21 protein-coding genes and 1 tRNA gene are annotated in these 21,434 nt (G+C 60.1%); 10 read left to right on the forward strand and 12 right to left on the reverse strand.

The annotated features are described in order from the left end of the window. The first annotated feature begins 218 nt into the window (after nucleotides 1-218). Nucleotides 219-1,517: a purine-cytosine permease family protein gene (locus tag AC1DWQ_RS17875; protein WP_477670837.1), complete on the forward strand. Its 1,299-nt coding sequence runs from the start codon at nucleotides 219-221 to the stop codon at nucleotides 1,515-1,517. Here the strand turns inward: AC1DWQ_RS17875 and thiD are convergent. The 3 genes from thiD to AC1DWQ_RS17890 all read right to left on the reverse strand — a co-directional run bounded on the left by thiD (nucleotide 1,501) and on the right by AC1DWQ_RS17890 (nucleotide 3,176). Further along, the gene (thiD, locus tag AC1DWQ_RS17880; protein ID WP_477670838.1) at nucleotides 1,501-2,346 is read right to left on the reverse strand and encodes a bifunctional hydroxymethylpyrimidine kinase/phosphomethylpyrimidine kinase; all 846 of its coding nucleotides are present in this window, start codon (nucleotides 2,344-2,346) and stop codon (nucleotides 1,501-1,503) included. The genes AC1DWQ_RS17875 and thiD overlap by 17 nt on opposite strands. Before the next feature lie 63 nt (nucleotides 2,347-2,409). After that, on the reverse strand, nucleotides 2,410-2,868 hold the full coding sequence (locus AC1DWQ_RS17885) for a DUF4124 domain-containing protein (protein ID WP_477670839.1): 459 nt from the start codon (nucleotides 2,866-2,868) through the stop codon (nucleotides 2,410-2,412). A gap of 232 nt (nucleotides 2,869-3,100) precedes the next feature. Continuing rightward, nucleotides 3,101-3,176: transfer RNA gene (locus AC1DWQ_RS17890), tRNA-Asn, on the reverse strand. A 298-nt stretch (nucleotides 3,177-3,474) separates the two neighbouring features. Here AC1DWQ_RS17890 and aat point away from each other — a divergent pair. The 3 genes from aat (at nucleotide 3,475) to AC1DWQ_RS17905 (ending at nucleotide 5,882) form a co-directional block, all read left to right on the forward strand. Then, nucleotides 3,475-4,251 (forward strand): leucyl/phenylalanyl-tRNA--protein transferase, encoded by a 777-nt coding sequence (aat, locus tag AC1DWQ_RS17895; RefSeq protein ID WP_477670840.1) that lies wholly within the window; start codon nucleotides 3,475-3,477, stop codon nucleotides 4,249-4,251. After that, complete coding sequence (locus AC1DWQ_RS17900) at nucleotides 4,248-5,027, forward strand: arginyltransferase (RefSeq protein ID WP_477670841.1); 780 nt, start codon at nucleotides 4,248-4,250, stop codon at nucleotides 5,025-5,027. Before aat ends, AC1DWQ_RS17900 begins: the two co-directional genes overlap by 4 nt. Nucleotides 5,028-5,102: 75 nt before the next feature. After that, nucleotides 5,103-5,882: an IclR family transcriptional regulator gene (locus tag AC1DWQ_RS17905; RefSeq protein WP_477670842.1), complete on the forward strand. Its 780-nt coding sequence runs from the start codon at nucleotides 5,103-5,105 to the stop codon at nucleotides 5,880-5,882. Between the two features lie 74 nt (nucleotides 5,883-5,956). On the opposite strand, the gene pbpG is transcribed toward AC1DWQ_RS17905, so the two are convergent. The 7 genes from pbpG to AC1DWQ_RS17940 form a co-directional block, all read right to left on the reverse strand. After that, nucleotides 5,957-7,021: a D-alanyl-D-alanine endopeptidase gene (pbpG, locus tag AC1DWQ_RS17910; protein ID WP_477670843.1), complete on the reverse strand. Its 1,065-nt coding sequence runs from the start codon at nucleotides 7,019-7,021 to the stop codon at nucleotides 5,957-5,959. A gap of 204 nt (nucleotides 7,022-7,225) precedes the next feature. Beyond that, nucleotides 7,226-8,764 (reverse strand): 2-isopropylmalate synthase, encoded by a 1,539-nt coding sequence (locus AC1DWQ_RS17915; RefSeq protein WP_457278603.1) that lies wholly within the window; start codon nucleotides 8,762-8,764, stop codon nucleotides 7,226-7,228. Nucleotides 8,765-8,816: 52 nt separating this feature from the next. Further along, a complete protein-coding gene (leuA, locus tag AC1DWQ_RS17920) occupies nucleotides 8,817-10,511 on the reverse strand; it encodes a 2-isopropylmalate synthase (protein ID WP_477670844.1) in 1,695 nt (564 codons plus the stop codon). A gap of 174 nt (nucleotides 10,512-10,685) precedes the next feature. Next, the gene (pssA, locus tag AC1DWQ_RS17925; RefSeq protein WP_457278605.1) at nucleotides 10,686-11,498 is read right to left on the reverse strand and encodes a CDP-diacylglycerol--serine O-phosphatidyltransferase; all 813 of its coding nucleotides are present in this window, start codon (nucleotides 11,496-11,498) and stop codon (nucleotides 10,686-10,688) included. A 243-nt stretch (nucleotides 11,499-11,741) separates the two neighbouring features. Beyond that, nucleotides 11,742-12,758 carry a ketol-acid reductoisomerase gene (gene ilvC, locus AC1DWQ_RS17930; protein ID WP_477670845.1) on the reverse strand — a complete coding sequence of 339 codons (1,017 nt, stop codon included), beginning with the start codon at nucleotides 12,756-12,758 and terminating at the stop codon, nucleotides 11,742-11,744. A 127-nt stretch (nucleotides 12,759-12,885) separates the two neighbouring features. After that, the gene (ilvN, locus tag AC1DWQ_RS17935) at nucleotides 12,886-13,377 is read right to left on the reverse strand and encodes an acetolactate synthase small subunit (RefSeq protein WP_011483239.1); all 492 of its coding nucleotides are present in this window, start codon (nucleotides 13,375-13,377) and stop codon (nucleotides 12,886-12,888) included. Between the two features lie 109 nt (nucleotides 13,378-13,486). Further along, nucleotides 13,487-15,265, reverse strand: coding sequence for an acetolactate synthase 3 catalytic subunit (locus AC1DWQ_RS17940; RefSeq protein WP_457278606.1), 1,779 nt, complete (start codon nucleotides 15,263-15,265; stop codon nucleotides 13,487-13,489). 323 nt (nucleotides 15,266-15,588) lie between these two features. Here AC1DWQ_RS17940 and AC1DWQ_RS17945 point away from each other — a divergent pair, with 323 nt between their 5' ends. The 6 genes from AC1DWQ_RS17945 to AC1DWQ_RS17970 all read left to right on the forward strand — a co-directional run bounded on the left by AC1DWQ_RS17945 (nucleotide 15,589) and on the right by AC1DWQ_RS17970 (nucleotide 19,094). Beyond that, the gene (locus AC1DWQ_RS17945) at nucleotides 15,589-16,155 is read left to right on the forward strand and encodes an RNA polymerase sigma factor (protein WP_457279761.1); all 567 of its coding nucleotides are present in this window, start codon (nucleotides 15,589-15,591) and stop codon (nucleotides 16,153-16,155) included. Beyond that, nucleotides 16,152-16,598: a DUF3619 family protein gene (locus AC1DWQ_RS17950; RefSeq protein WP_477670846.1), complete on the forward strand. Its 447-nt coding sequence runs from the start codon at nucleotides 16,152-16,154 to the stop codon at nucleotides 16,596-16,598. The genes AC1DWQ_RS17945 and AC1DWQ_RS17950 overlap by 4 nt, the downstream gene beginning before the upstream one ends. 47 nt (nucleotides 16,599-16,645) lie before the next feature. Beyond that, nucleotides 16,646-17,323: a DUF3106 domain-containing protein gene (locus tag AC1DWQ_RS17955; RefSeq protein WP_477670847.1), complete on the forward strand. Its 678-nt coding sequence runs from the start codon at nucleotides 16,646-16,648 to the stop codon at nucleotides 17,321-17,323. Between the two features lie 71 nt (nucleotides 17,324-17,394). Continuing rightward, a complete protein-coding gene (locus AC1DWQ_RS17960; protein ID WP_477670848.1) occupies nucleotides 17,395-17,952 on the forward strand; it encodes an RDD family protein in 558 nt (185 codons plus the stop codon). A 36-nt stretch (nucleotides 17,953-17,988) separates the two neighbouring features. Next, nucleotides 17,989-18,465, forward strand: a complete 477-nt coding sequence (locus AC1DWQ_RS17965) for a diacylglycerol kinase (protein WP_477670849.1) — start codon at nucleotides 17,989-17,991, stop codon at nucleotides 18,463-18,465. Continuing rightward, nucleotides 18,462-19,094 (forward strand): LOG family protein, encoded by a 633-nt coding sequence (locus AC1DWQ_RS17970; RefSeq protein ID WP_477670850.1) that lies wholly within the window; start codon nucleotides 18,462-18,464, stop codon nucleotides 19,092-19,094. The genes AC1DWQ_RS17965 and AC1DWQ_RS17970 overlap by 4 nt, the downstream gene beginning before the upstream one ends. 125 nt (nucleotides 19,095-19,219) lie before the next feature. On the opposite strand, the gene AC1DWQ_RS17975 is transcribed toward AC1DWQ_RS17970, so the two are convergent. Then, nucleotides 19,220-19,558: a P-II family nitrogen regulator gene (locus tag AC1DWQ_RS17975; RefSeq protein WP_007869659.1), complete on the reverse strand. Its 339-nt coding sequence runs from the start codon at nucleotides 19,556-19,558 to the stop codon at nucleotides 19,220-19,222. Nucleotides 19,559-19,723: 165 nt separating this feature from the next. Then, nucleotides 19,724-21,412, reverse strand: a complete 1,689-nt coding sequence (locus AC1DWQ_RS17980) for an NAD+ synthase (RefSeq protein ID WP_477670851.1) — start codon at nucleotides 21,410-21,412, stop codon at nucleotides 19,724-19,726. Nucleotides 21,413-21,434: the final 22 nt, after the last annotated feature.

Here is a 21,434-nt window from a genome sequence, read left to right on the forward strand (position 1 = left end):
ATAGGCCCGCCCCGGAATCACCCTACAATTTGGCTGGCGTCTGCATAGGCGCTTTCGCTGGGAGTGTTGCTGCAATTCGTCGCGCGAATTGCGGTGGCTGAGAAAGTCCCTTTGAACCTGATTTGAGGTAATCCTCGCGCAGGGAAGCATGTTCCGGATGCCCGCTGTTCTTTCGGGCTTCAAGCAGGCCGACCTGGCATCGATGATCGGAACTGCTGATGACCACGACTTCTACTTCTGCCGCCGCCGGCAACACCGCGCTTGCGCCATTGCCCTCCAGTGACCGCCTGTTCGGCTGGAGCGACCATGCTGCGCTCTGGCTCAGCCTCGGGGTGGGCCTGCTGGTCATGCAGATCGGCGCCTACCTGGTGCCGGCCGTTGGCACCCAGACAGCCTTGCTGGTGATCGTTTGCGGCTCGGTACTTGGCGCCGGCTTGCTGGCCTGGACGGCCAGGATCGGCTGCGACAGCGGGCTTTCCAGCGCCGGGCTGATGCATGCCACCTATGGCAGCAGCTTTGCGCGCCTGCCGGTGCTGCTCAACATCGTGCAGCTCATCGGCTGGACCACGTTTGAGCTTGTGGTGATGCGCGACGGCACCATGGCCATTGCGCGCCAGTCGGGCGGCTTTACCGGAGCCTTGTGGCCCCTTCTCGCTACCCTGCTGTGGGGTGCGGTGCTGCTGACGCTGCTCTCAGGCTCCATGGTGAAACTGGTGCGCAAATTCATAGGCCGTTATGGCCTGCCGCTGGTCATCGCCTCGCTGCTGTGGTTGAGCTGGCAATTCCTGGCCAAGGCCAATGCCCAAGGACTGAGCGCGCTGTGGATGCGGCCCGGCGAAGGCGGCATGAGCACGCTGTCCGCACTCGACCTGGTGATCGCAATGCCGGTGTCGTGGTTACCCCTCGTGGCCGATTTCGCGCGCCATGGACGCGATGGAAAAGCCGCGCTGCGCGGCACCTGGATGGGCTATGCCGTCGCCAATATCTGGTGCTATGCGCTGGGCGTGCTCGTCGCTATCACGGCGCCCAGTACCGACCTGGTCGCCGCGCTGCTGCTGGCGCAAGGCGGCCTGATCGCGCTGGGGCTGATCCTGATCGATGAGGTCGACAACGCGTATGGCGATCTCTATTCGGGCTCGGTGGCCGGCCACAGCCTGAAACCGGCCTGGAGCGTGCGGCGCTGGGGCGTGGGGCTGGCCCTGCTGTGCACTGCGCTGGCGCTGGTGCTGCCCATGCACAGCCTGGAGCCTTTTTTGTTGATGCTCAGTTCGGTCTTTGTGCCCTTGTACGGCGTGATTCTGGCGCGGCTGGCCGGCACGTCCGATATCGCTTCGCTGGTGGCCGAACGCAAGGTGAATCCCAGCGCCGTCGCGATCTGGGTGCTGGGCATTGCGTGTTATCACCTGTGCGCGAAATTTGCGCCCGAGTGGGGTGCAGCGCTACCAACGCTGGTGCTGACTTTTGCATTGGCACGCCTCACCCGCAGCGGCCGCTCCGGTATTACCGCAGCGGCTTGAGCCGCATCGCGATGGGCGCGTGGCCGTGGTTCAGCGGCCCGCCACCGGCACCTGTACGCACCCGCGCACCGGCCTCCAGCGCTGCGCGCACATAGGCACGTGCGAGCTGCACGGCCTCCAGCAGAGGGTGCCCCAACGCCAGGTGCGCGGCAATCGCAGACGACAACGTGCAACCGGTGCCGTGGGTGTTGGGGCTGGGAATGCGCGGCCCGCGCATCCAGTGCAGTTCGCCATTTTGCGTGACCAGTAAATCGCTGACCACGTCGCCGGGCAAATGCCCGCCCTTGAGCAGCACGGCGCGGGCGCCCTGCGTCAGCAACTCCTGTGCGGCGGCCTGCATGGCCTGCTCATCGCCCAGAGGGCGGCCGACCAACAGCGAAGCTTCGTCGAGATTTGGGGTGACCACCATGGCACGTGGGAAGAGCTCCCGCACCAGCACCGCAATGGCCGGGTTGTCGATCAGCACCGCGCCGCTGGTGGCGACCATGACCGGATCCAGCACCACGTTCTGCAGCGCATGCCGGTCAATTGCCTCCGCCACGGTCCGCACGATGTCGGGCGCGTGCAGCATGCCTATCTTCACCGCATGCGTGCCTATGTCTTCGATCACGGCATCGATCTGGTCGCGCAGCATCTGCGGCGGCACGCCGTGGATGGCGCGAACGCCGCGCGTGTTCTGGGCCGTCAGCGCTGTGATGGCGGTCATGCCGTAGCAGCCCAGCGCGGCGAAAGTCTTGAGATCGGCCTGGATGCCGGCGCCGCCGCCGCTGTCGGACCCTGCAATGCTCAGCACTCGGGGGTATTCGTGGTCAAAAGCAGTTTCAGTCATGAGTGCAGTCATTCGTTTTCCGTAGCCCTCAGGTACACCCTGCAAATTCAAGCAGAGGTGCCACTAGCGGCAAAATGCCCGGACATCATTTTGGGCAACGTCACGATCATATTTGTCCGTGGGTTGCCCATTGCGGTGCCTTACAGCGCCGCTAAGAACGTCCCGGGCCAGAGCACATCGTGACGCATCGGTGCCATCTTCTTTTCCCCCCGAGAGCGATTTGGGCGGTTTTGGTGTGGGTGGACTGTCAGCCACCTTCTCCGGCACCAGTCGTGGTTGCGGTTGCCTGGTTTGTCCACGCAAGTATTCGGCTGAAGGTTTGGCGATTGGAGACGGTGCTGGCTGAGGCGGCAGTTTCACTTCATCTGCCCTGGCCGCACCGGCATCGTCCTTTCGCGAAGAATAATGCGTTTGCCCCTTCGCATCTACCCACTTATAGACTTGCGCATGGCTGGCTGGCACGAATAGCAAGAGCACCAGGAGGGTGCCGAATATCCGCAGCTTGATTTCTAGGTTTTGCATGTTTACGGTCTGTGAGGGCGCCATCAACTACTCGTCGCCTTGTGTATTCGAAGGTATTCGAAGATTTTCCTGACGATGGTACTAGGTACCCCGCCTGACGATAGGGCACTTAACGGCAGACCACCAGGATCGAGCTGACGCGGGGAAATGGTATGAGACGTGGCGCCTCATCATGTTTCGCGGCGCCAAGAAAGACAAAAGGCCCGCACTTGCGTGCAGGCCTTGAATTTATTGGCTCCTCAACCTGGGCTCGAACCAGGGACCTACGGATTAACAGTCCGGCGCTCTACCAACTGAGCTATTGAGGAATACAGCCTTAGATTATAGCGTCAATTTTCTGGCTTTTTAAGCCTGCGGAATTCTGTCAATGCCTTGTTCCCGCTGAATGGCAAGCGGCCGGCTCTGCGTGGGCAAAAAGCACAGCGGCGTATTGGCCCTCGGCCCTTGTTTGATGTGCGCAAGCAGCTATCAAATCAATAGCATCTCGATGGATAACTGGTCTCGACAACGCTTTGGCCACGCCGCAGCAGCCTGCTCGGCTACCATTTGCGCATGTCCTTCACGGCCCGCTGTTTTAATGGCTTTATGACTGTCCATTTTTAAGACATGGGTAAACTCCCGCGCCCCGTGCCCTGGCTTGCCGCCGGCGAAAACTTTCCCTCGCTGGATACCGCATGGGGGCCCCATGACCCGGCACCCGGTTTGCTCGCGGCTGGTGCCGCCCTGGATGTGCCGACCTTGGTTCATGCGTATTCGCAGGGAATTTTCCCCTGGTACAGCCTAGGCCAGCCCGTGCTCTGGTGGAGCCCTGACCCTCGCATGGTGCTGCAGACCCGGCACTTCAAGCTGCACCGGTCGCTGCGCAAAACGGTAGTTCGTTTTCAGGAACAGCATCGCTGCGAAATCAGATTCGACAGCGCCTTTGAGCGCGTCATCGACGCCTGCGCCAGCAAGCCCCGTTCCGGCCAACCCGGTACCTGGATAGTCCCTGACATGGTGCAGGCCTATAGCGCCCTTCACAAGGCAGGCCATGCGCACAGCGTGGAGACCTGGATCGACGGCGCGCTGGCAGGCGGCTTGTATTGTGTGAATCTGGGCCGCATGGTGTTTGGCGAATCGATGTTTGCACACCAGACCGATGCATCCAAAATCGCACTGGCGGCACTGGTGGCTTTTTGCCGTGAACAGCACATCACCATGATTGATTGCCAGCAAAATACCCATCACCTGGCGTCCCTGGGCGCGGGAGAAATCAGCCGGGCGGAATTTGTTGCCTACCTCGGACAAAGCGTGGGTAAAACGGGGCCCGACTGGCACTTTGAACCCGTATACTGGAATCAGATATTGACGACGGGAACGAAGGGAACCCTGGACCTACCGTGACACATCTCAAAGACCTGCCCCTGCAAACCTTGCAGTTCTACGCAACGGCGCCCTACCCGTGCAGTTATCTGCCGGGCAAGCAGGCCCGCTCGCAGGTTGCCACACCCAGCCACCTCATCCACAACGACGCCTATTCGGACCTTGTGACCAACGGCTTCCGGCGCAGCGGCATGTTTACCTACCGCCCCTACTGTGATGGGTGCCAGGCCTGCGTCCCGCTACGGGTGCCTGTTGGCAGCTTCAGCCCCAACAACAGCCAGCGCCGCGCCTGGAAGCGGCACCAGACGCTACAGGCCCGCATCCTCAAGCTTTGCTTCATGCCGGAGCATTACCAGCTCTACCTGCGTTACCAGAACGGCCGTCACGCAGGCGGCGGCATGGACCATGACAGCATTGACCAATACACCCAGTTCCTGCTGCAAAGCCGCGTGAATTCACGCCTGGTGGAGTTTCGCGAAAGCCTGCCTGACGGCGAGCCAGGCGCTCTGAAGATGGTGTCCATCCTTGATGTGCTGGAGGACGGCATTTCCGCGGTCTATACGTTTTACGAGCCGGATGGCCGCGCAAGCTACGGCAACTACAGCGTGCTGTGGCAGATCGAGCAGGCCCGGCGCCTCGATTTGCCCTATGTGTACCTGGGCTACTGGATCGCGGAAAGCCCAAAAATGAACTACAAGGCCGGATTCAGGCCCAACGAAGTGCTGGTCGACGGGCAGTGGGTGCTTTCCGCAGAGCCTGCGGCAGAAAATACAGGCAGGCCATCCGACAAGGCATAGGCATCGGCCCCACCAGGCGCATCATCCAGCGCATCAGGATTTCACAGGGTAAAATTTGCAGCAGAAAGCCTGCACATGAAAAAGCCCGATTCAGCCCTTCCCGCGACACCGACCGTTCAGGTCATAGAAAGGATGTTCACGCTGCTCGAAATCCTGGCGAACCGCGAAGAAGCGCTTTCGCTCAAGGAAATCAGCGAGAAGTCGGGGCTCCATCCCTCTACCGCACATCGCATCCTGAACGATCTGGCCACGGGCCGTTTTGTGGATCGCCCCGCAGCGGGCAGCTACCGGCTGGGCATGCGACTGCTGGAGCTGGGCAACCTCGTCAAGGCCCGCCTGGACGTCCGTGACGCTGCGCTGCTGCCCATGCGCGAACTGCACAAGCTCACGCAGCAGCCGGTCAACCTGAGCATGCGCCAGGGCGACGAAATCGTGTACGTGGAGCGCGCCTACAGTGAACGCTCCGGCATGCAGGTGGTGCGGGCCATCGGGGGCCGTGCGCCGCTGCATCTAACGTCTGTGGGCAAACTGTTCCTCGCGTTTGACGACCCGCAGCGCCTGCGCACCTACGCGACACGCACCGGCCTGCCGGGGCAGACACGCAACAGCATCACGCAGCTGCCAATTCTGGAGCGCGAGCTTTCCAAAGCACGCCAATACGGCATCGCGCGCGACAACGAAGAACTGGAGTTGGGAGTGCGCTGCATGGCTGCAGGTATTTACGATGACCAGAACCAGCTGGTAGCGGGCTTGTCGATTTCGGCCCCGGCTGACCGGCTGGACGAACACTGGCTGCCCAAGTTGCAGGCGACTGCGAATGAGATTTCAGCCGCGCTGGGTTACAAACCCAGGTAAAAGAGGCTACAGCCCAATCAGATTGGACGCGAGCAGCTATAAATAAGATAGCAGGTTGCGCACCTCGGGAAGGCTTAGCCGTTCACCTGCTTGATAGAGGTGCTGACATTCACCTTGGGTTCGGCCACCGGATTCGACTCCACCCAGCGGCGTACGCGCTCGGCATCACCCAGACGGCTCAGCTTGCCGGCGGAATCCAGAAACACCATGATCAGTTTGCGGCCCGCGATTTTGGTCTGCATGACCAGGCACTGGCCAGCTTCAGAGATGTAGCCGGTTTTTTGCAGGCCGATATCCCAGTCGGGGTTTTTCACCAGGCGATTTGTATTGTTGTACTGCAGCGTGCGGGTGCCGACTGCAACTTGATAACCCGTCGATGTGGAGAGCTCACGCAACATGGGGTCGCCATGTGCTGCGTTGACCAGCGTCGCCAGATCCTGCGCACTGGACTGGTTGCGGCTTGAAAGGCCGGTGGGCTCCACATAGCTGGTGTCCGTCATGCCCAGCATTTTTGCCTTGGCGTTCATCAGGTTGACAAACGTGCCCATGCCACCGGGATAGGTACGGCCCAGGGCGTGCGCTGCGCGGTTCTCGCTGGACATCAGGGCCAGGTGGAGCAGCTCACCACGCGTGAGCGTGGTGCCGACCTTCAGGCGTGAACTGCTGCCCTTTTCGGTGTCCACGTCGTCTTGCGTGATGGTGATGAGCTCATCCATGGGCAGCTTGGCGCCGCTGACGATGACGCCGGTCATCAATTTGGTGAGGGATGCGATCGGCAACACAGCGTGATCGTTTTTGCTGAACAGCACTTCACGTGTGTCCTGGTCGATCACCAGCGCGACGCTGGACTTCAGTTCAAGGGGATCTTGCGAACCGTGCAAACCGGCAATCTGACCGAAGGATGGTTTGGCCGGAATGGACACGCGGATGATGCTTCTGCGTTTTGTACCTGCAACAAAACGTACGCTCTTGCGTGTGGAAATAACTTTTTGGGAAACCGACGCCTTGGACGAGGCGTGCTGCTTTTTGACAATGGTTTTTTTGGCGGTTGCCGCATTCGCGGCTGGCACTGCAAAGGCGGCGATCAGGGCCATGAATCCAACGATTTTTAATGCGCGATTGAAAATCTGATGAGACATGGTGGTCTTGCCTGCGTGGGATTGCAATGAATGGGATGGCTGGAGTGTATACAAATAGAAAAAGTCACGCAATATCAAAAACTTGCGCGACTTTCCTAAAAACACACTCACTTTGTGACGTTTTTAACGGTCAAAGCCCCATTCGCACCCAGATTCAACGCTAAGTCATTGAATACAAAGGATTTTATTTTCCGAATTGTTACATCATCCCTGTGCCGCCACGCGGTCAGCTTTACTTTGGAGTTTGTTCAACGCGCTCAAATAGGCTTTTGCCGACGCCACCACGATGTCGGGGTCGGCGCCCACGCCATTGACCACCCGCCCGCTGTTTTGCAAACGCACCGTGACTTCTCCCTGGCTTTCTGTTGATCCGCTGATGGCGTTCACAGAGTAAAGCACCATCTCCGCACCGCTTTTGACGTGTGACTCGATGGCTTTGAGGGAGGCATCAACAGGGCCGTTGCCGTCGGATTCGCCTTTGACTTCCTTGCCGGCCACAGTGAACACGACGCTGGCCTGAGGGCGTTCGCCGGTTTCGCTGTGTTGCGACAGGGACACAAAGCCGTACTGTTCGTTGTCATGCGAAGCGCTTTCATCGCTCGCCAACGCCAGGATGTCCTCGTCAAAGATCTCGCTCTTGCGGTCCGCGAGTTCCTTGAACTTGGCGAAGGCGTTGTTGATGTCCGCTTCGCTTTCCATGGCGACACCGAGCTCCAGCAGACGCTGCTTGAACGCATTGCGCCCGCTCAGCTTGCCCAGCACGATCTTGTTGGCGCTCCACCCCACGTCTTCGGCGCGCATGATTTCATAGGTGTCGCGCGCCTTGAGCACACCGTCCTGGTGAATGCCGGAGGCATGCGCAAACGCATTGGCGCCGACCACGGCCTTATTCGGTTGCACCACAAAACCGGTGGTCTGGCTCACCATGCGGCTGGCCGCCAGAATGTGCTGCGTGTCGATTCCAAGTTCGAGGCCGAAGTAGTCCTTGCGGGTTTTGACCGCCATCACCACCTCTTCAAGCGAGCAGTTGCCGGCACGCTCGCCCAGCCCGTTGATGGTGCATTCCACCTGCCGCGCGCCGCCAATCTTCACACCGGCCAGAGAGTTGGCCACGGCCATCCCCAGGTCGTTGTGGCAGTGCACGGACCAGACAGCCTTGTCGCTGTTGGGGATACGCTCGCGCAGGTTCTTGATGAAGTTGCCGTAGAGCTCGGGGATGGCGTAGCCTACCGTGTCGGGCACGTTGATGGTGGTCGCGCCTTCCTTGATCACGGCCTCCAGCACACGGCACAGGAAATCCGGGTCGGAGCGATAACCGTCTTCAGGGCTGAACTCGATATCGCCCATCAGATTTTTGGCAAAACGCACGGAGAGCTTGGCCTGCTCGAACACCTGATCGGGTGTCATGCGCAGTTTCTTTTCCATGTGCAGGGCGCTGGTTGCAAGGAACAGATGCAGACGCCCCGATGCCGCAGGTTTCAAGGCTTCTGCAGCGCGGGAGATATCCCTGTCGTTGGCACGCGCCAGCGAGCAGATGGTGGAGTCCCTCACCACCTCCGCAATAGCCTTCACGCATTCGAAATCGCCATTGGAGCTGGCAGCAAACCCGGCTTCGATCACATCGACCTTCAGGCGCTCCAGCTGGCGGGCAATCCGCAGCTTTTCGTCCTTGGTCATGGAGGCGCCGGGCGATTGCTCGCCGTCGCGCAAGGTAGTGTCAAAAATAATGAGTTTGTCGGTCATGGTGGGATTCCTGATGCGTTGGGCGCTCTGTGTTTTGAGGTATCTGAAGCGGTTAACCCGTAATGGTAGCAACGCCTGCAGGCTGGCTGGCCTTGCTGCGCTGCAGGCCCGAGACTATGGCCTTGAGCGATGCGGAGATGATGTTGCCATCCATACCGACGCCGAACAGCGTCTGGTCGTTGATCCGCAGTTCCAAGTAGGCCACGGCCTGCGCGCTCGCCCCGGCTCCGATGGCATGCTCGTGATAGTCCAGCACGCGAACGGAGTGGCCTGTCGCTGCGGCCAGGCCACCCACGAAAGCATCGATGGGGCCCGTCCCGGTGCCTTCAACGGCGTGATGGCGGCCCGCAAACTCGACCTCGGCTTTAATGTGGAAGGACTCGCCACCGGTCTTTCCGGTTTCTTCAATCACCAGGCGCTGGGGTGCGGCGATGGTCTGCACGCCATATTCCTTTTCAAACAGCGCAAAGATGTCTTTGCCGGTCAACTCCTTGCCGGTCGCATCCATCACCGATTGCACCACCTGGCTGAACTCGATCTGCAATCGGCGCGGGAGCTCGAGGCCGAACTCGCTTTCCAGCAAGTAGGCGATGCCACCCTTGCCGGACTGGCTGTTGACGCGGATCACGGCTTCATAGCTGCGGCCCAGGTCCTTAGGATCGATGGGCAAATAAGGCATGTCCCACACGTCGCCTTCTTTGCGCGCAGCGAAAGCCTTCTTGATGGCGTCCTGGTGCGAGCCGGAGAACGAGGTGTAGACCAGGTCGCCTGCATAAGGATGGCGGGGATGCACGGGCAGCTGGTTGCAATGCTCCACCGTGCGGCGAATTTCGTCGATTTCCGAGAAGTCCAGCCCAGGCGACACGCCTTGCGTGTAGAGATTGAGCGCGATGTTCACCAGGTCCACATTGCCGGTGCGCTCGCCGTTGCCGAAGAGGCAGCCTTCAATGCGGTCGGCGCCAGCCATCAAGGCCAACTCGCCGGCCGCAGTGCCCGTACCGCGGTCATTGTGGGGATGAACCGAGATCACGATGGCGTCGCGCCTGGCCAGGTGGCGGTGCATCCACTCCATCATGTCGGCAAAAATATTCGGCGTGGAATGCTCCACAGTGGACGGCAGGTTGATGATGCATTTTCGCTTGGGCGTCGGCTGCCAGACCTCGGTCACGGCATCAACCACGCGCTTGGAAAACGCGAGCTCAGTGCCCGACCACATCTCGGGTGAGTACTGGAACGTCCATTGCGTTTCAGGCTGTGCCGCTGCCAGTTGCTGGAAGAGCCGCGCATTGTCGGTCGCGAGCTGGACAATCTCGTCCTCATTCATGCCCAGCACCACGCGGCGCATAACCGGGGCGGTGGCGTTGTAGAGGTGGACGATGGCTTTTTTGGCGCCCTTGAGCGATTCGAAAGTGCGACGGATCAGCGGCTCGCGCGCCTGCGTCAACACCTGGATGGTGACGTCGTCGGGAATCAGATTGCCGTCGATGAGCTGGCGGAGAAAGTCGAATTCAATCTGGGACGCGGACGGAAAGCCCACCTCGATTTCCTTGAAGCCGATTTTCACCAGGGTGTGGAACATCCTCAGTTTGCGAGGAATATCCATGGGCTCGATCAACGCCTGGTTGCCATCCCGCAGGTCCACGCTGCACCAGATGGGCGCTTGCGTCAGCACGGCATCGGGCCATGTGCGGTCGGCCAGTCGGACTGGCGCGAAGGATTGGTATTTGCTGGAAGGTGTTTTCAACATGGTCATTTCGTCAACCCCAAAGATTACAAAAAAACCAGCAACCCAAAGAAAAACGGCCCGTTGCTGGTGCAAACGGGCCGTTGAATCAGGTGTACGCGTGCGCTACCGTCTCCGCCCGTTGGCAGATAGCAGTAGTGCTAGCGAAATTTGTTTCATCTGCTCAATGTACCACAATTATTTGTGAAGGCCGCGCTCGTCGGGTTCGTCGGTGGACGTCGAGATCACGCTGGTCTGCTGGCCCTTGGCCTTGCGCCAGCCGTATAGCACATAGCCCGAAAAACCGTACAGCACAAACAGGCCGAACATCACGGTCGGTGGATGAATATTGATAACGGCGATCCCAAGTGCAATCAACACAATGGCGGCGAAAGGCACGCTGCGCTTCATCTGCACGTCCTTGAAGCTGTAGAACGGCACATTTGTGACCATCGTGAGGCCCGCATAGAGCGTGAGGCCGAAGGTCACCCAGCGCACTTCCAGCCCACTGACTCCCGCATCGGTCATCAGCCAGATAAAGCCGGCCACCAATGCCGCCGCGGCGGGCGACGGCAGACCCTGGAAGAAGCGCTTGTCGACCACGGCCGTGTTCACATTGAAGCGAGCCAGGCGCAGCGCAGCGCAGGCGCAATACACAAAAGCGCCTATCCAACCCCACCGCCCCAGGCTGGTCAAGGCCCAGACGTAGGCGATCAACGCCGGTGCGGCGCCGAAAGACACCATGTCCGAGAGCGAATCCATCTGCTCGCCGAAAGCGCTTTGCGTGTTGGTCATCCGGGCGACGCGGCCGTCCAGGCTGTCGAGAATCATGGCGCAAAACACACCAATGGCGGCTTGGTCGAAGCGCCCGTTCATGGCCATGACGATGGCGTAAAAGCCGCCAAACAGGGCGGCCAGCGTGAATAAATTGGGCAATATGTAAATGCCCTTGCGTCGCTTGCGTATCACCACCGCTTCGGTAGGGAACGCCGAATCTTCACCATCATGCATAAAAACACTCCTGAGGCACAACTGGTGCGCGCAAACAGCTATCAAATTCATAGCACCTGTAGATGCCATCCAGAAGCCGGGCCTCCTTGAAGGAATAAGCCGTCGACTCAAGCCGCCAAGGATACCAAGATCGGCCCCGGCAGAAACTTTCACCTCACCCCGCCCAGTCTGCCTTGGTCAGAAAAAAAGCCGCGCAGGACCTTTGCGCGGCTTTTTGCAGGACAAAGCCCTGACGGGCTTCGATCAGTTGCGGGTCTGGTCGACCAGCTTGTTTTTTGCGATCCAGGGCATCATGGCGCGCAGCTTTTCGCCCACGATCTCGATCTGGTGCTCGGAATTCAGGCGGCGGCGGCTCAGCAGGGTTGGCGCGCCAGCCTGGTTTTCCAACAGGAAGCTCTTGGCGTATTCACCCGTCTGGATGTCTTTCAGGCACTTGCGCATCGCGTCTTTCGTGGCCGAGGTCACGATGTTCGGGCCTGTCACGTATTCGCCGTACTCAGCGTTGTTCGAGATCGAGTAGTTCATGTTGGCGATGCCGCCTTCATAGATCAGGTCAACGATCAGCTTGAGTTCGTGCAGGCATTCAAAGTACGCCATTTCGGGGGCGTAGCCAGCTTCCACCAGCGTTTCGAAGCCGGCCTTGATCAGCTCGACGGTACCGCCGCACAAAACGGCCTGCTCGCCGAACAGGTCGGTTTCGGTTTCTTCGCGGAAGTTGGTTTCAATGATGCCGGCTTTGCCGCCGCCATTGGCCATGGCATAGGAGAGAGCCAGGTCGCGGGCCTTGCCGGACTTGTCCTGGTGCACAGCAACCAGGTGAGGTACGCCGCCGCCCTGGGCGTAGGTATTGCGCACCGTGTGGCCAGGTGCCTTGGGGGCGACCATCCAGACGTCGAGGTCGGCGCGCGGAATCACGGCGCCGTAGTGCACGTTGAAGCCGTGGGCGAAAACCAGGGAAGCGCCCTGCTTGATGTGGGGAGCCACGTCGTTTTTGTAGACCGCGCCGATTTGCTCGTCGGGCAGCAGGATCATGACCACGTCAGCGGCTTTGACCGCGTCCGCGACTTCAGCGACCTTCAGGCCGGCCTTTTCGACCTTGGGCCACGAAGCGCCGCCCTTGCGCAGGCCGACGATCACTTTCACGCCGCTGTCGTTCAGGTTTTGCGCGTGTGCGTGGCCCTGGCTGCCGTAGCCGATGATGGCGACTGTTTTGCCCTTGATCAGGCTCAAATCACAATCTTTGTCGTAAAAAACTTTCATTTTTCTCTCCAGAATAGGTATTGGCGAAAATGCCCTTCGACAGGCTCAGGGCGAACGGTAAACGCATATCGCCACTCAAAATCCGTTCGCGTTGAGCCTGTCGAAACGCGCGCACGGACGACTTAAATCAAACCCGCAAAATCCGCTCTCCACGGCCGATGCCGCTGGAGCCGGTTCGCACCGTCTCCAGGATCGCACTGCGGTCTATGGCTTCCAGAAATGCATCGTTCTTGGACTGGTCCCCAGTCAGCTCGATGGTGTAGCTTTTCTCCGTCACGTCGATGATTCGCCCGCGGAATATATCAGCCATGCGCTTCATCTCTTCGCGCTCCTTGCCGACTGCGCGCACCTTGACCATCATGAGTTCACGCTCGGTGTAGGAGCCTTCGGTCAGATCGACAACCTTGACGACTTCAATCAGTCGGTTCAGGTGCTTGGTGATTTGTTCAATGACGTCGTCAGAACCGGTGGTCTGTATCGTCATGCGCGACAGGCTCGGGTCCTCCGTCGGGGCGACGGTCAGGCTTTCGATGTTGTAGCCGCGTGCCGAGAACAGGCCGACCACGCGGGAAAGAGCGCCCGGCTCGTTTTCCAGCAAAACTGCAATGATGTGTTTCATAAGAAGATTCCTCTTTTCGCTGCCCTCCCCTGCGCACGGTAATGCGCAGGCTCGGCAGACAATAGATTCGTCAGGTGACGGTGAATGAATGGGTGTGGTGGCGTGAGGCCTAGAGGTCTTCCGACCCCAGCAGCATTTCGGTAATGCCCTTGCCGGCCTGCACCATCGGGAACACGTTTTCGGTCGGATCCGTGCGGAAGTCCATGAACACAGTGCGGTCCTTGAGCTTGCGGGCTTCGCGAAGCGCCGGCTCTACGTCCTGCGGCTTTTCGATCAACATGCCAACGTGCCCGTAGGCTTCGGCCAGCTTCACGAAATTGGGCAGTGCGTCCATGTAGCTGCTGCTGTAGCGGCCTTCATAGTCAATTTCCTGCCACTGACGCACCATGCCCAGGTAACGGTTGTTCAGCGACACGATCTTGATCGGCGTGTTGTATTGCAGGCAGGTGGAAAGCTCCTGGATGCACATCTGCACCGAACCTTCACCGGTGATGCAGAACACTTCCGAGTCGGGCTTGGCCAGCTTGATGCCCATGGCATAGGGAATACCGACGCCCATGGTGCCCAGGCCGCCTGAATTGATCCAGCGGCGCGGCTCGTCGAACTTGTAGTACTGCGCAGCCCACATCTGGTGTTGACCCACGTCCGACGTGATGTAGGTGTCCGCGTCCTTGGTCAGCTTCCAGAGCGTTTCGACCACATGCTGGGGCTTGATGACATCGCCTTTGCCCATGCTGTACTTCATGCAGTCGCGTTTGCGCCAGCCTTCAATCGTGTCCCACCAGCCGCCCAGGGCGTTCGCGTCAGGCTTGAGGCCGGATTCCTTGATCATGGCAATCAGTTCGGTCAGCACGTCCTTCACGTCGCCCACGATCGGAATATCAACCTTCACGCGCTTCGAAATACTGGAAGGGTCGATGTCGATGTGGATGATCTTGCGTTCGTTCTGCGCGAAATGCTTGGGGTTACCGATCACGCGGTCATCAAAACGCGCACCGACAGCCAGCAACACGTCGCAATGCTGCATCGCATTGTTGGCTTCGATGGTGCCGTGCATACCCAGCATGCCGAGGAATTTTTTGTCGCTGGCCGGGTAGGCGCCCAGGCCCATCAAGGTGTTGGTGCAGGGGTAGCCCAGCATGTCGACCAGCGTGCGCAGTTCTTGCGAGGCATTACTGAGCAATACGCCGCCGCCGGTGTAGATATAGGGCCGTTTGGCCGCCAGCAGCAATTGCAGGGCCTTGCGGATCTGCCCGCCATGGCCTTTGCGCACCGGGTTGTAGGAGCGCATCTCAACGGTTTGCGGATAGCCGTTGTAGGGCACCTTGTTGAAGGACACGTCCTTGGGGATATCGACGACCACGGGGCCGGGCCGGCCGCTGCGGGCGATATGAAACGCCTTTTTCAGGGTTTCGGCCATGTGCCGCGCATCCTTGACCAGGAAGTTGTGCTTCACGATGGGCCGGGTGATGCCGACGGTGTCACACTCCTGGAAGGCGTCCAGGCCGATGGCGTGGGTGGGGACCTGTCCCGTGATGATGACCATCGGGATACTGTCCATGTACGCTGTCGCGATACCGGTCACGGCGTTGGTCACGCCTGGGCCGGAAGTGACCAGCGCCACGCCCACCTCGCCTGTGGCGCGAGCATAACCGTCGGCTGCGTGCACAGCTGCCTGCTCATGACGCACCAGGATGTGCTGGATCGAGTCCTGTTTGTAGACGGCGTCGTAAATATGCAGGACTGCACCGCCCGGATAACCCCACATGTATTTGACGCCTTCAGCCTGAAGGGACTTCATGAGGATTTCCGCGCCGCGGAGTTCTTGAGAATTTGTTTGTGCAGACGCAGCTGCCGCGGAAGCGATTTCCGCTTTGGAGATTTCCATGATGAACCTTTGTGAATTTCTCTAACGAAATACCTTGGGTGCCTCTTTGCCCACTCTTGTGAAGCGGCATCGAGACTTGAGGCCAAAACCATAAGCGGAAACATAAACCGCCGAGTCGTGACCCGTTTGCCTTTGAATTGCAGGCCGTATTATGGCATTTCGCGTTGCGCAATGGCTGCAAGCGGTGAAAAATCGCATCCGGTACCGGCCGGGATGCGATAATTTTCCAGCTGTATCCTTGGATGCATGCCTTATCGGCATCGGCCCTGCGAGTACCCGCAGACCACCCTGTGCAGCGCTGGACGAACCGGAACCCCACACCGTTGGCAACTGAACAAGAACTCTCGGATTTCCTGAAAAGCGTTGAAAAACGGGCTTTCAAGCGCAGCATCTACCACGTGCGGGATGAAGAAGCTGCCCTTGATATCGTTCAGGACAGCATGATGAAGCTGGCCCAGCACTATGGCGACAAGCCTGCGGCCGAGCTGCCCATGCTGTTCCAGCGCATCCTGGCCAACACCACGCTGGACTGGTTCCGGCGCCGCAAGACCCGGAACGCGCTTTTCTCCAACATGAGCGACTTTGAATCGCAGGGAGAAGACGGAGATTTCGATCTTCTGGAAACTTTAGAGAGCCTTACCAACTCAGAGGGTACAGAGAGCGCCCAGGATGCTACTGAGCGGGCGCAAATATTGCATGAGATCGAACTGCAGGTAAAGGAATTGCCGGGCCGTCAACGGGAAGCCTTTCTGATGCGTTACTGGGAGGAAATGGATGTCGCTGAAACAGCAGCCGCCATGGGCTGTTCGGAGGGCAGTGTCAAAACACATTGTTCCCGCGCAGTTCACGCCCTCAGCAAAGCCCTGAGTGCCAAAGGTATAAAACTATGACTAACTCACTACAAAAAAGAGCCGAAATCCTGCAGGACCGCTTTGGCCTGAAGACCGCGTCCTACCTGTCCGCGGGAGCTGCCGACCTGCCTTACGACATTTCCGAGCGCCTGCGCGCCGCACGCGCTCAAGCTGTTTCAAAACGTAAAGTCGCCAAAACACAAACCGCCACCAGCGTCGTCGGCGTTGGCACAAGTGCCGCCCTTTCATGGGGATCTGATGACGGCCTGAGCTGGTGGGCACGGATTGGTTCGGTCCTTCCACTTGTTGCACTGGTTGTAGGCCTGCTGGCCATCAATTCGATCCAGAACGACAACCGCGCCCAGGAACTGGCAGAAGTCGATGTGGCGTTGCTTACTGACGAACTCCCGCCCGCTGCTTTTGCCGACCCGGGTTTTGTCCAGTACCTCAAAGCCACACGCCAAGCCCCCACGGCCCAATGATCCCGCGCGCAATCTCCCGACGCGCCCCATCTGTCGATGGCCGCTCCATGCGGTTGAGACTGCAATGGCTGTCGTTCGGGCTTGTGACGGCTACCCTGCTGGCCTGGCCCATGCTGGGCCTTGCACAGGCGCCTAAACCCGTAGGCCCTGCCAGTGCAGCTGTGAAGCCCCCGGCCGTCCCTGCCAAGCCCGTCGTGGCCAAGCCGACCTGGGCTGAACTCACGCCCATGCAACAGCAGGCGCTCAAACCGCTGGCGTCAAGCTGGGATACCGTCAGCGAGGCGCAAAAGCGCAAATGGCTGGAAATCTCCAAAAATTACCCCTCACTCGCACCGGAAGGGCAGGCCAACCTGCACAGCCGCATGAATGAATGGGTCACCTTGAGCCCCCAGCAGCGCGCGCAAGCCCGGCTGAACTTCGGCAAGACCAAGGAACTCTCCAAGCAGCTCACGCCTGAAGAGAAAAAAGCCAAATGGGAAACCTACCAGGCTCTCAGCCCCGAAGAAAAGCAGAAGCTGGCCGCCAAGGCCAGTCCAAAGCCTACCGGAGCGGCAACAGCGGTGAGACCGGTGGCACCGCAAAAGCTGGCGCCCGTGACACCGCACCCGGTCAAGGCAGCCAGCAAACCTGGCCCTAAAATCACTGCTTTGCAACCTGCCTCAGCTGCTACGCCCGCCGCGCCGTCCGCAAGCGGTGCCGCAACAAGCGCCACGCCCCAACGCTAAACGCTACCGCAGCGGCTGGGCTTGGCCCATGCCTGCTGCCGTCACTGTGGCCAACCTTTATCGCGACATCTTTGACAGTCACAGACACCCTCCCCATTCCATCCATTCCCCGCCGCATGGCCTGCTGGATGTACGAAGGCATGCTGATGTTCGGCGTGGTTTTTCTGGCCGGTTACCTCTTCAGTACATTGAGCCAGACCCGAAATGCCCTGGACAATCGCCATGCCCTGCAGGCGTTCGTGTTTGTGATTTTCGGTATCTACTTCGTCTGGTTCTGGGCCAAAGGCCAGACCCTGGCCATGAAGACCTGGAACATCCGCGTGGTCGACCTCAACGGTGCACCCGTCACCCAGAAACGTGCGCTGCTGCGCTATGCGCTGAGCTGGCTCTGGTTCCTGCCACCCCTGGCCGTGAGCTGGGCAATGGCGCTGCCAGGGCGGGAAGGCGCCGTACTGACGCTGGGGTGGGTCGCCATCTGGGCCATCCTGGCGCGCTTTCATCCGCAAAAACAGTTTTGGCACGACGCCTGGGCGGGCACGCGGCTCATCACCTGGGTCGCACCCGAAAAACCCGGGCGCAAGGGGAAAAACAAGGCCGGTATCGCCGATACTGCGCCCCATCAGCCCTAACATCAATGTGCCATAAAGCTGCGCGACAATGGCACCATGCCCGAACAAGTTCCGTTTCCCATGTCTGTGCCAGCGCCGCCATCTGATGTTGATGTCGCTGCTGCTGGCGCCACCTCCCGACTGGGCTCCAATGAGCCCGTCAACCCCCAAAAACACCGCAAGGGCCTGAGCCGCGTCTGGCACGCCACCGGCTATTCCGTTGCCGGCCTGCGCGCCGGCTGGCATGAAACCGCTTTCCGTCAGGAGGCGATCGCGTCGATTGTGCTGATCCCCGCCGCTTTCTGGCTGGGCCGTAGCTGGGTCGAAACGGTGCTCCTGGCCGGCACCGTCATCCTCATCATGATCGTGGAGCTGCTCAACACGGGCATCGAGACCGCCATCGACCGCATCGGCCCCGAATGGCATGACCTTTCCAAGCGCGCCAAGGACATGGGAAGTGCCGCCGTACTGCTCAGCCTGCTGCTGTGCGCAGGTACCTGGGCCCTGGCGCTGTTCCAGCGATTTGCCGCATGAACGCAAGCATCAACAAAGTGACCGATATCTCCAAACCTGCCTCCAAACCTGCTTTTTCCCTCTGCGTTTACTGCGGATCCCGTCCCGGCAACCAGCCCGAATTCGCCGCCATTGCCGCCCTCGTGGGCACCTGGATTGGCAAGCGCGGCGGGCAGCTGGTCTATGGCGGTGGCCGCAATGGCCTGATGGGCATCATGGCCGACGCTGCGCTGGCGGCCGGCGGGCGTGTCGTGGGAATCATCCCCAAGGCACTGGTGGAGAAGGAATGGGCCCACACCGGATGCACCGAGCTGCACATCGTGGAAAACATGCATGAGCGCAAATACCTGATGGCCGAGCATGCCGATGCGTTCCTGGCATTGCCCGGCGGCATCGGTACGCTGGAGGAATTTTTTGAGGTATGGACCTGGCGCCAGCTCGGCTACCACGACAAACCGGTCGGCCTGCTCAACATGAACGGCTACTACGACGCCCTGCTCGCGTTCCTGGCATCTTCGGTAAAAACCGGCTTCATGAATGACTGGCTGATGGACCTGATCCGAACCAGCAGCGATGCCGAATCACTGCTGGAAACGCTGGTACAGGCAGCCGGCATGACGCCAGGCAACACCCGCCTCGACCAAATCTGACACCGGTCGCAGGGACTTTTCTTCAGGCCAGCAGGGGCCGCGGAACCGGCTTTGCCGGGCCGCAGGCGCAGCGGCCCCCTCGGGGGGCAGGAAGCTACACGCAGTGAGCGACCGTGGGGGCCTATCTAGACCGCCGCTTCGTCTTCCTCACCCGTACGGATACGCACCACCCGCTCGACGCTGGTGATGAAAATCTTGCCGTCACCGATCTTGCCGGTGCGTGCAGCGCGAACGATGGCATCCACGCAACGCTCCACGTCTTCGGTCTTCACCACAACCTCAACCTTGACCTTCGGCAGGAAATCGACGACGTATTCGGCGCCACGGTACAACTCGGTGTGGCCCTTCTGGCGGCCAAAGCCCTTGACTTCAGTGACGGTCAGACCAGTCACGCCGCATTCGGCCAAGGCCTCACGGACTTCTTCGAGTTTGAAGGGCTTGAGGACGGCGGTAATTTGTTTCACTGAATATCTCCATTAATTCTAAATATCGTCAAAAAGGCATTTAGCGGCGTACAACGTGCAAGTGACTTCACCAGCAGGGGCCGCGGAACCGGCTTTGCCGGGCCGCAGGCGCAGCGGCCCCCTCGGGGGGCAGGGAGCTACGCGAAGCGAGCGACCGTGGGGGCCTCATTGCCGAAATCTGCTGGTAATAGGATAGCGCCAATCCTTGCCAAAGCTCCTGTGGGTGACCCTGATACCCACGGGCGCCTGGCGGCGTTTGTACTCGTTGATGCGGATCAGCTGGGCCACGCGCACGACCAGCGCGCGGTCAAACCCGGCAGCGGCGATGGCATCCACGCCCTGGTCGTTCTCCATGTAGCGCTCCAGGATGGCATCCAGCACCTCGTAGGGCGGCAGGCTGTCCTGGTCGGTCTGGTCGGGCCGCAACTCGGCGCTGGGCGGCCGCGTGATGATGCGCTCGGGAATCGGGTTGCTGCCCGTGCCGTACGGGTCGTTTTCGTTGCGCCAGCGCGCCAGGCGAAACACCGTGGTCTTCAGCAGGTCCTTGATGACCGCAAAGCCGCCGGCCATGTCGCCGTAGAGCGTGCAATAGCCGGTAGCCATTTCACTCTTGTTGCCGGTGGTCAGCACGATGGAGCCGAACTTGTTCGACAGCGCCATCAAAAACACGCCGCGGATACGCGCCTGGATGTTTTCCTCGGTCGTATCTTCCTTCAGGCCCTTGAACTCACCGGCCAGCGAAGCCTTGAAGGCCTCGAACTCCGGCACGATGGAAATCTCGTCGTAACGCACCTTCACGCGCTCGGCCATCTCGCGCGCATCGATCCAGGAGATGTCTGCCGTATAGGGCGAAGGCATCATCACCGCGCGCACCTTGTCGGCGCCCAGCGCATCCACCGCGATCGCCAATACCAGTGCCGAATCAATGCCGCCCGAAAGCCCCAGAATGGCACCCGGAAAGCCGTTTTTACCGAGGTAGTCGCGCACGCCCAGCACCAGCGCGTCCCACAGGTCCGCCTCATGGCTGCGTTCAGGCACCGTACTTGCTATTAATTTAATAGCTGCTTGCGCTCGTCCTGCCTGAATTACAAACAGATTTTCCTTGAAGCTTTCAGCCCTTCCGGCCAGCGCGCCATCGGCCTGCAAGGCAAAAGACGCGCCCTCAAATACGATTTCGTCCTGCCCACCCACCAGGTGCGCATAAATCAGCGGCAACCCGGTAGCCTGGGCCCGGACCTGCATCATCTGCTCGCGTTCGCCGCCTTTGCCGACATGAAACGGCGACGCGTTGATGACCGCCAGCAGTTCGGCCCCCGCTTCCCTGGCCAGGCGTGCCGGCTCTTCAAACCAGGCGTCTTCGCAGATCAGCAGCCCGACGCTGACGGCGTCATCGCCCTCCCCGGCCTGGAACACGCAAGTGCCCTGCCCCGGCGTGAAATAGCGGCGTTCGTCAAACACCTGGTAATTCGGCAGTTCGCGCTTGGCATAGGTGTCGACGACGCGGCCCTCGCGCAGCACCCTGGCCGCGTTGTGGCGCTGCTGCACTTCCACGCTTTTGGTGCGCAGCCCCTTGCCGTTGTCGCCGTGGGTGGGCGTGCCCACCACCACTGTCAGGCCTTTTAACCCGGCCAGCTCGCGGGCCACCAGATTCACGGCATCATCACAGGCCTGGATGAACGATGGGCGCAAGAACAGGTCTTCTGCCGCATAGCCGCAAATGGCCAGCTCAGGCGTCAGCAGCAGCCGGGCGCCGCCCTCATAGGCCGTGCGGGCAGCGTCGATGATCTTTTGCGCATTACCCGGCATATCGCCGACGCAATAGTTCAATTGGGCAACGCAGATTTTGAGTGGCATGTTGAAGTAGAACCCCGAAAAC

This window comes from Polaromonas sp. P2_G11 (genome assembly GCF_056403595.1).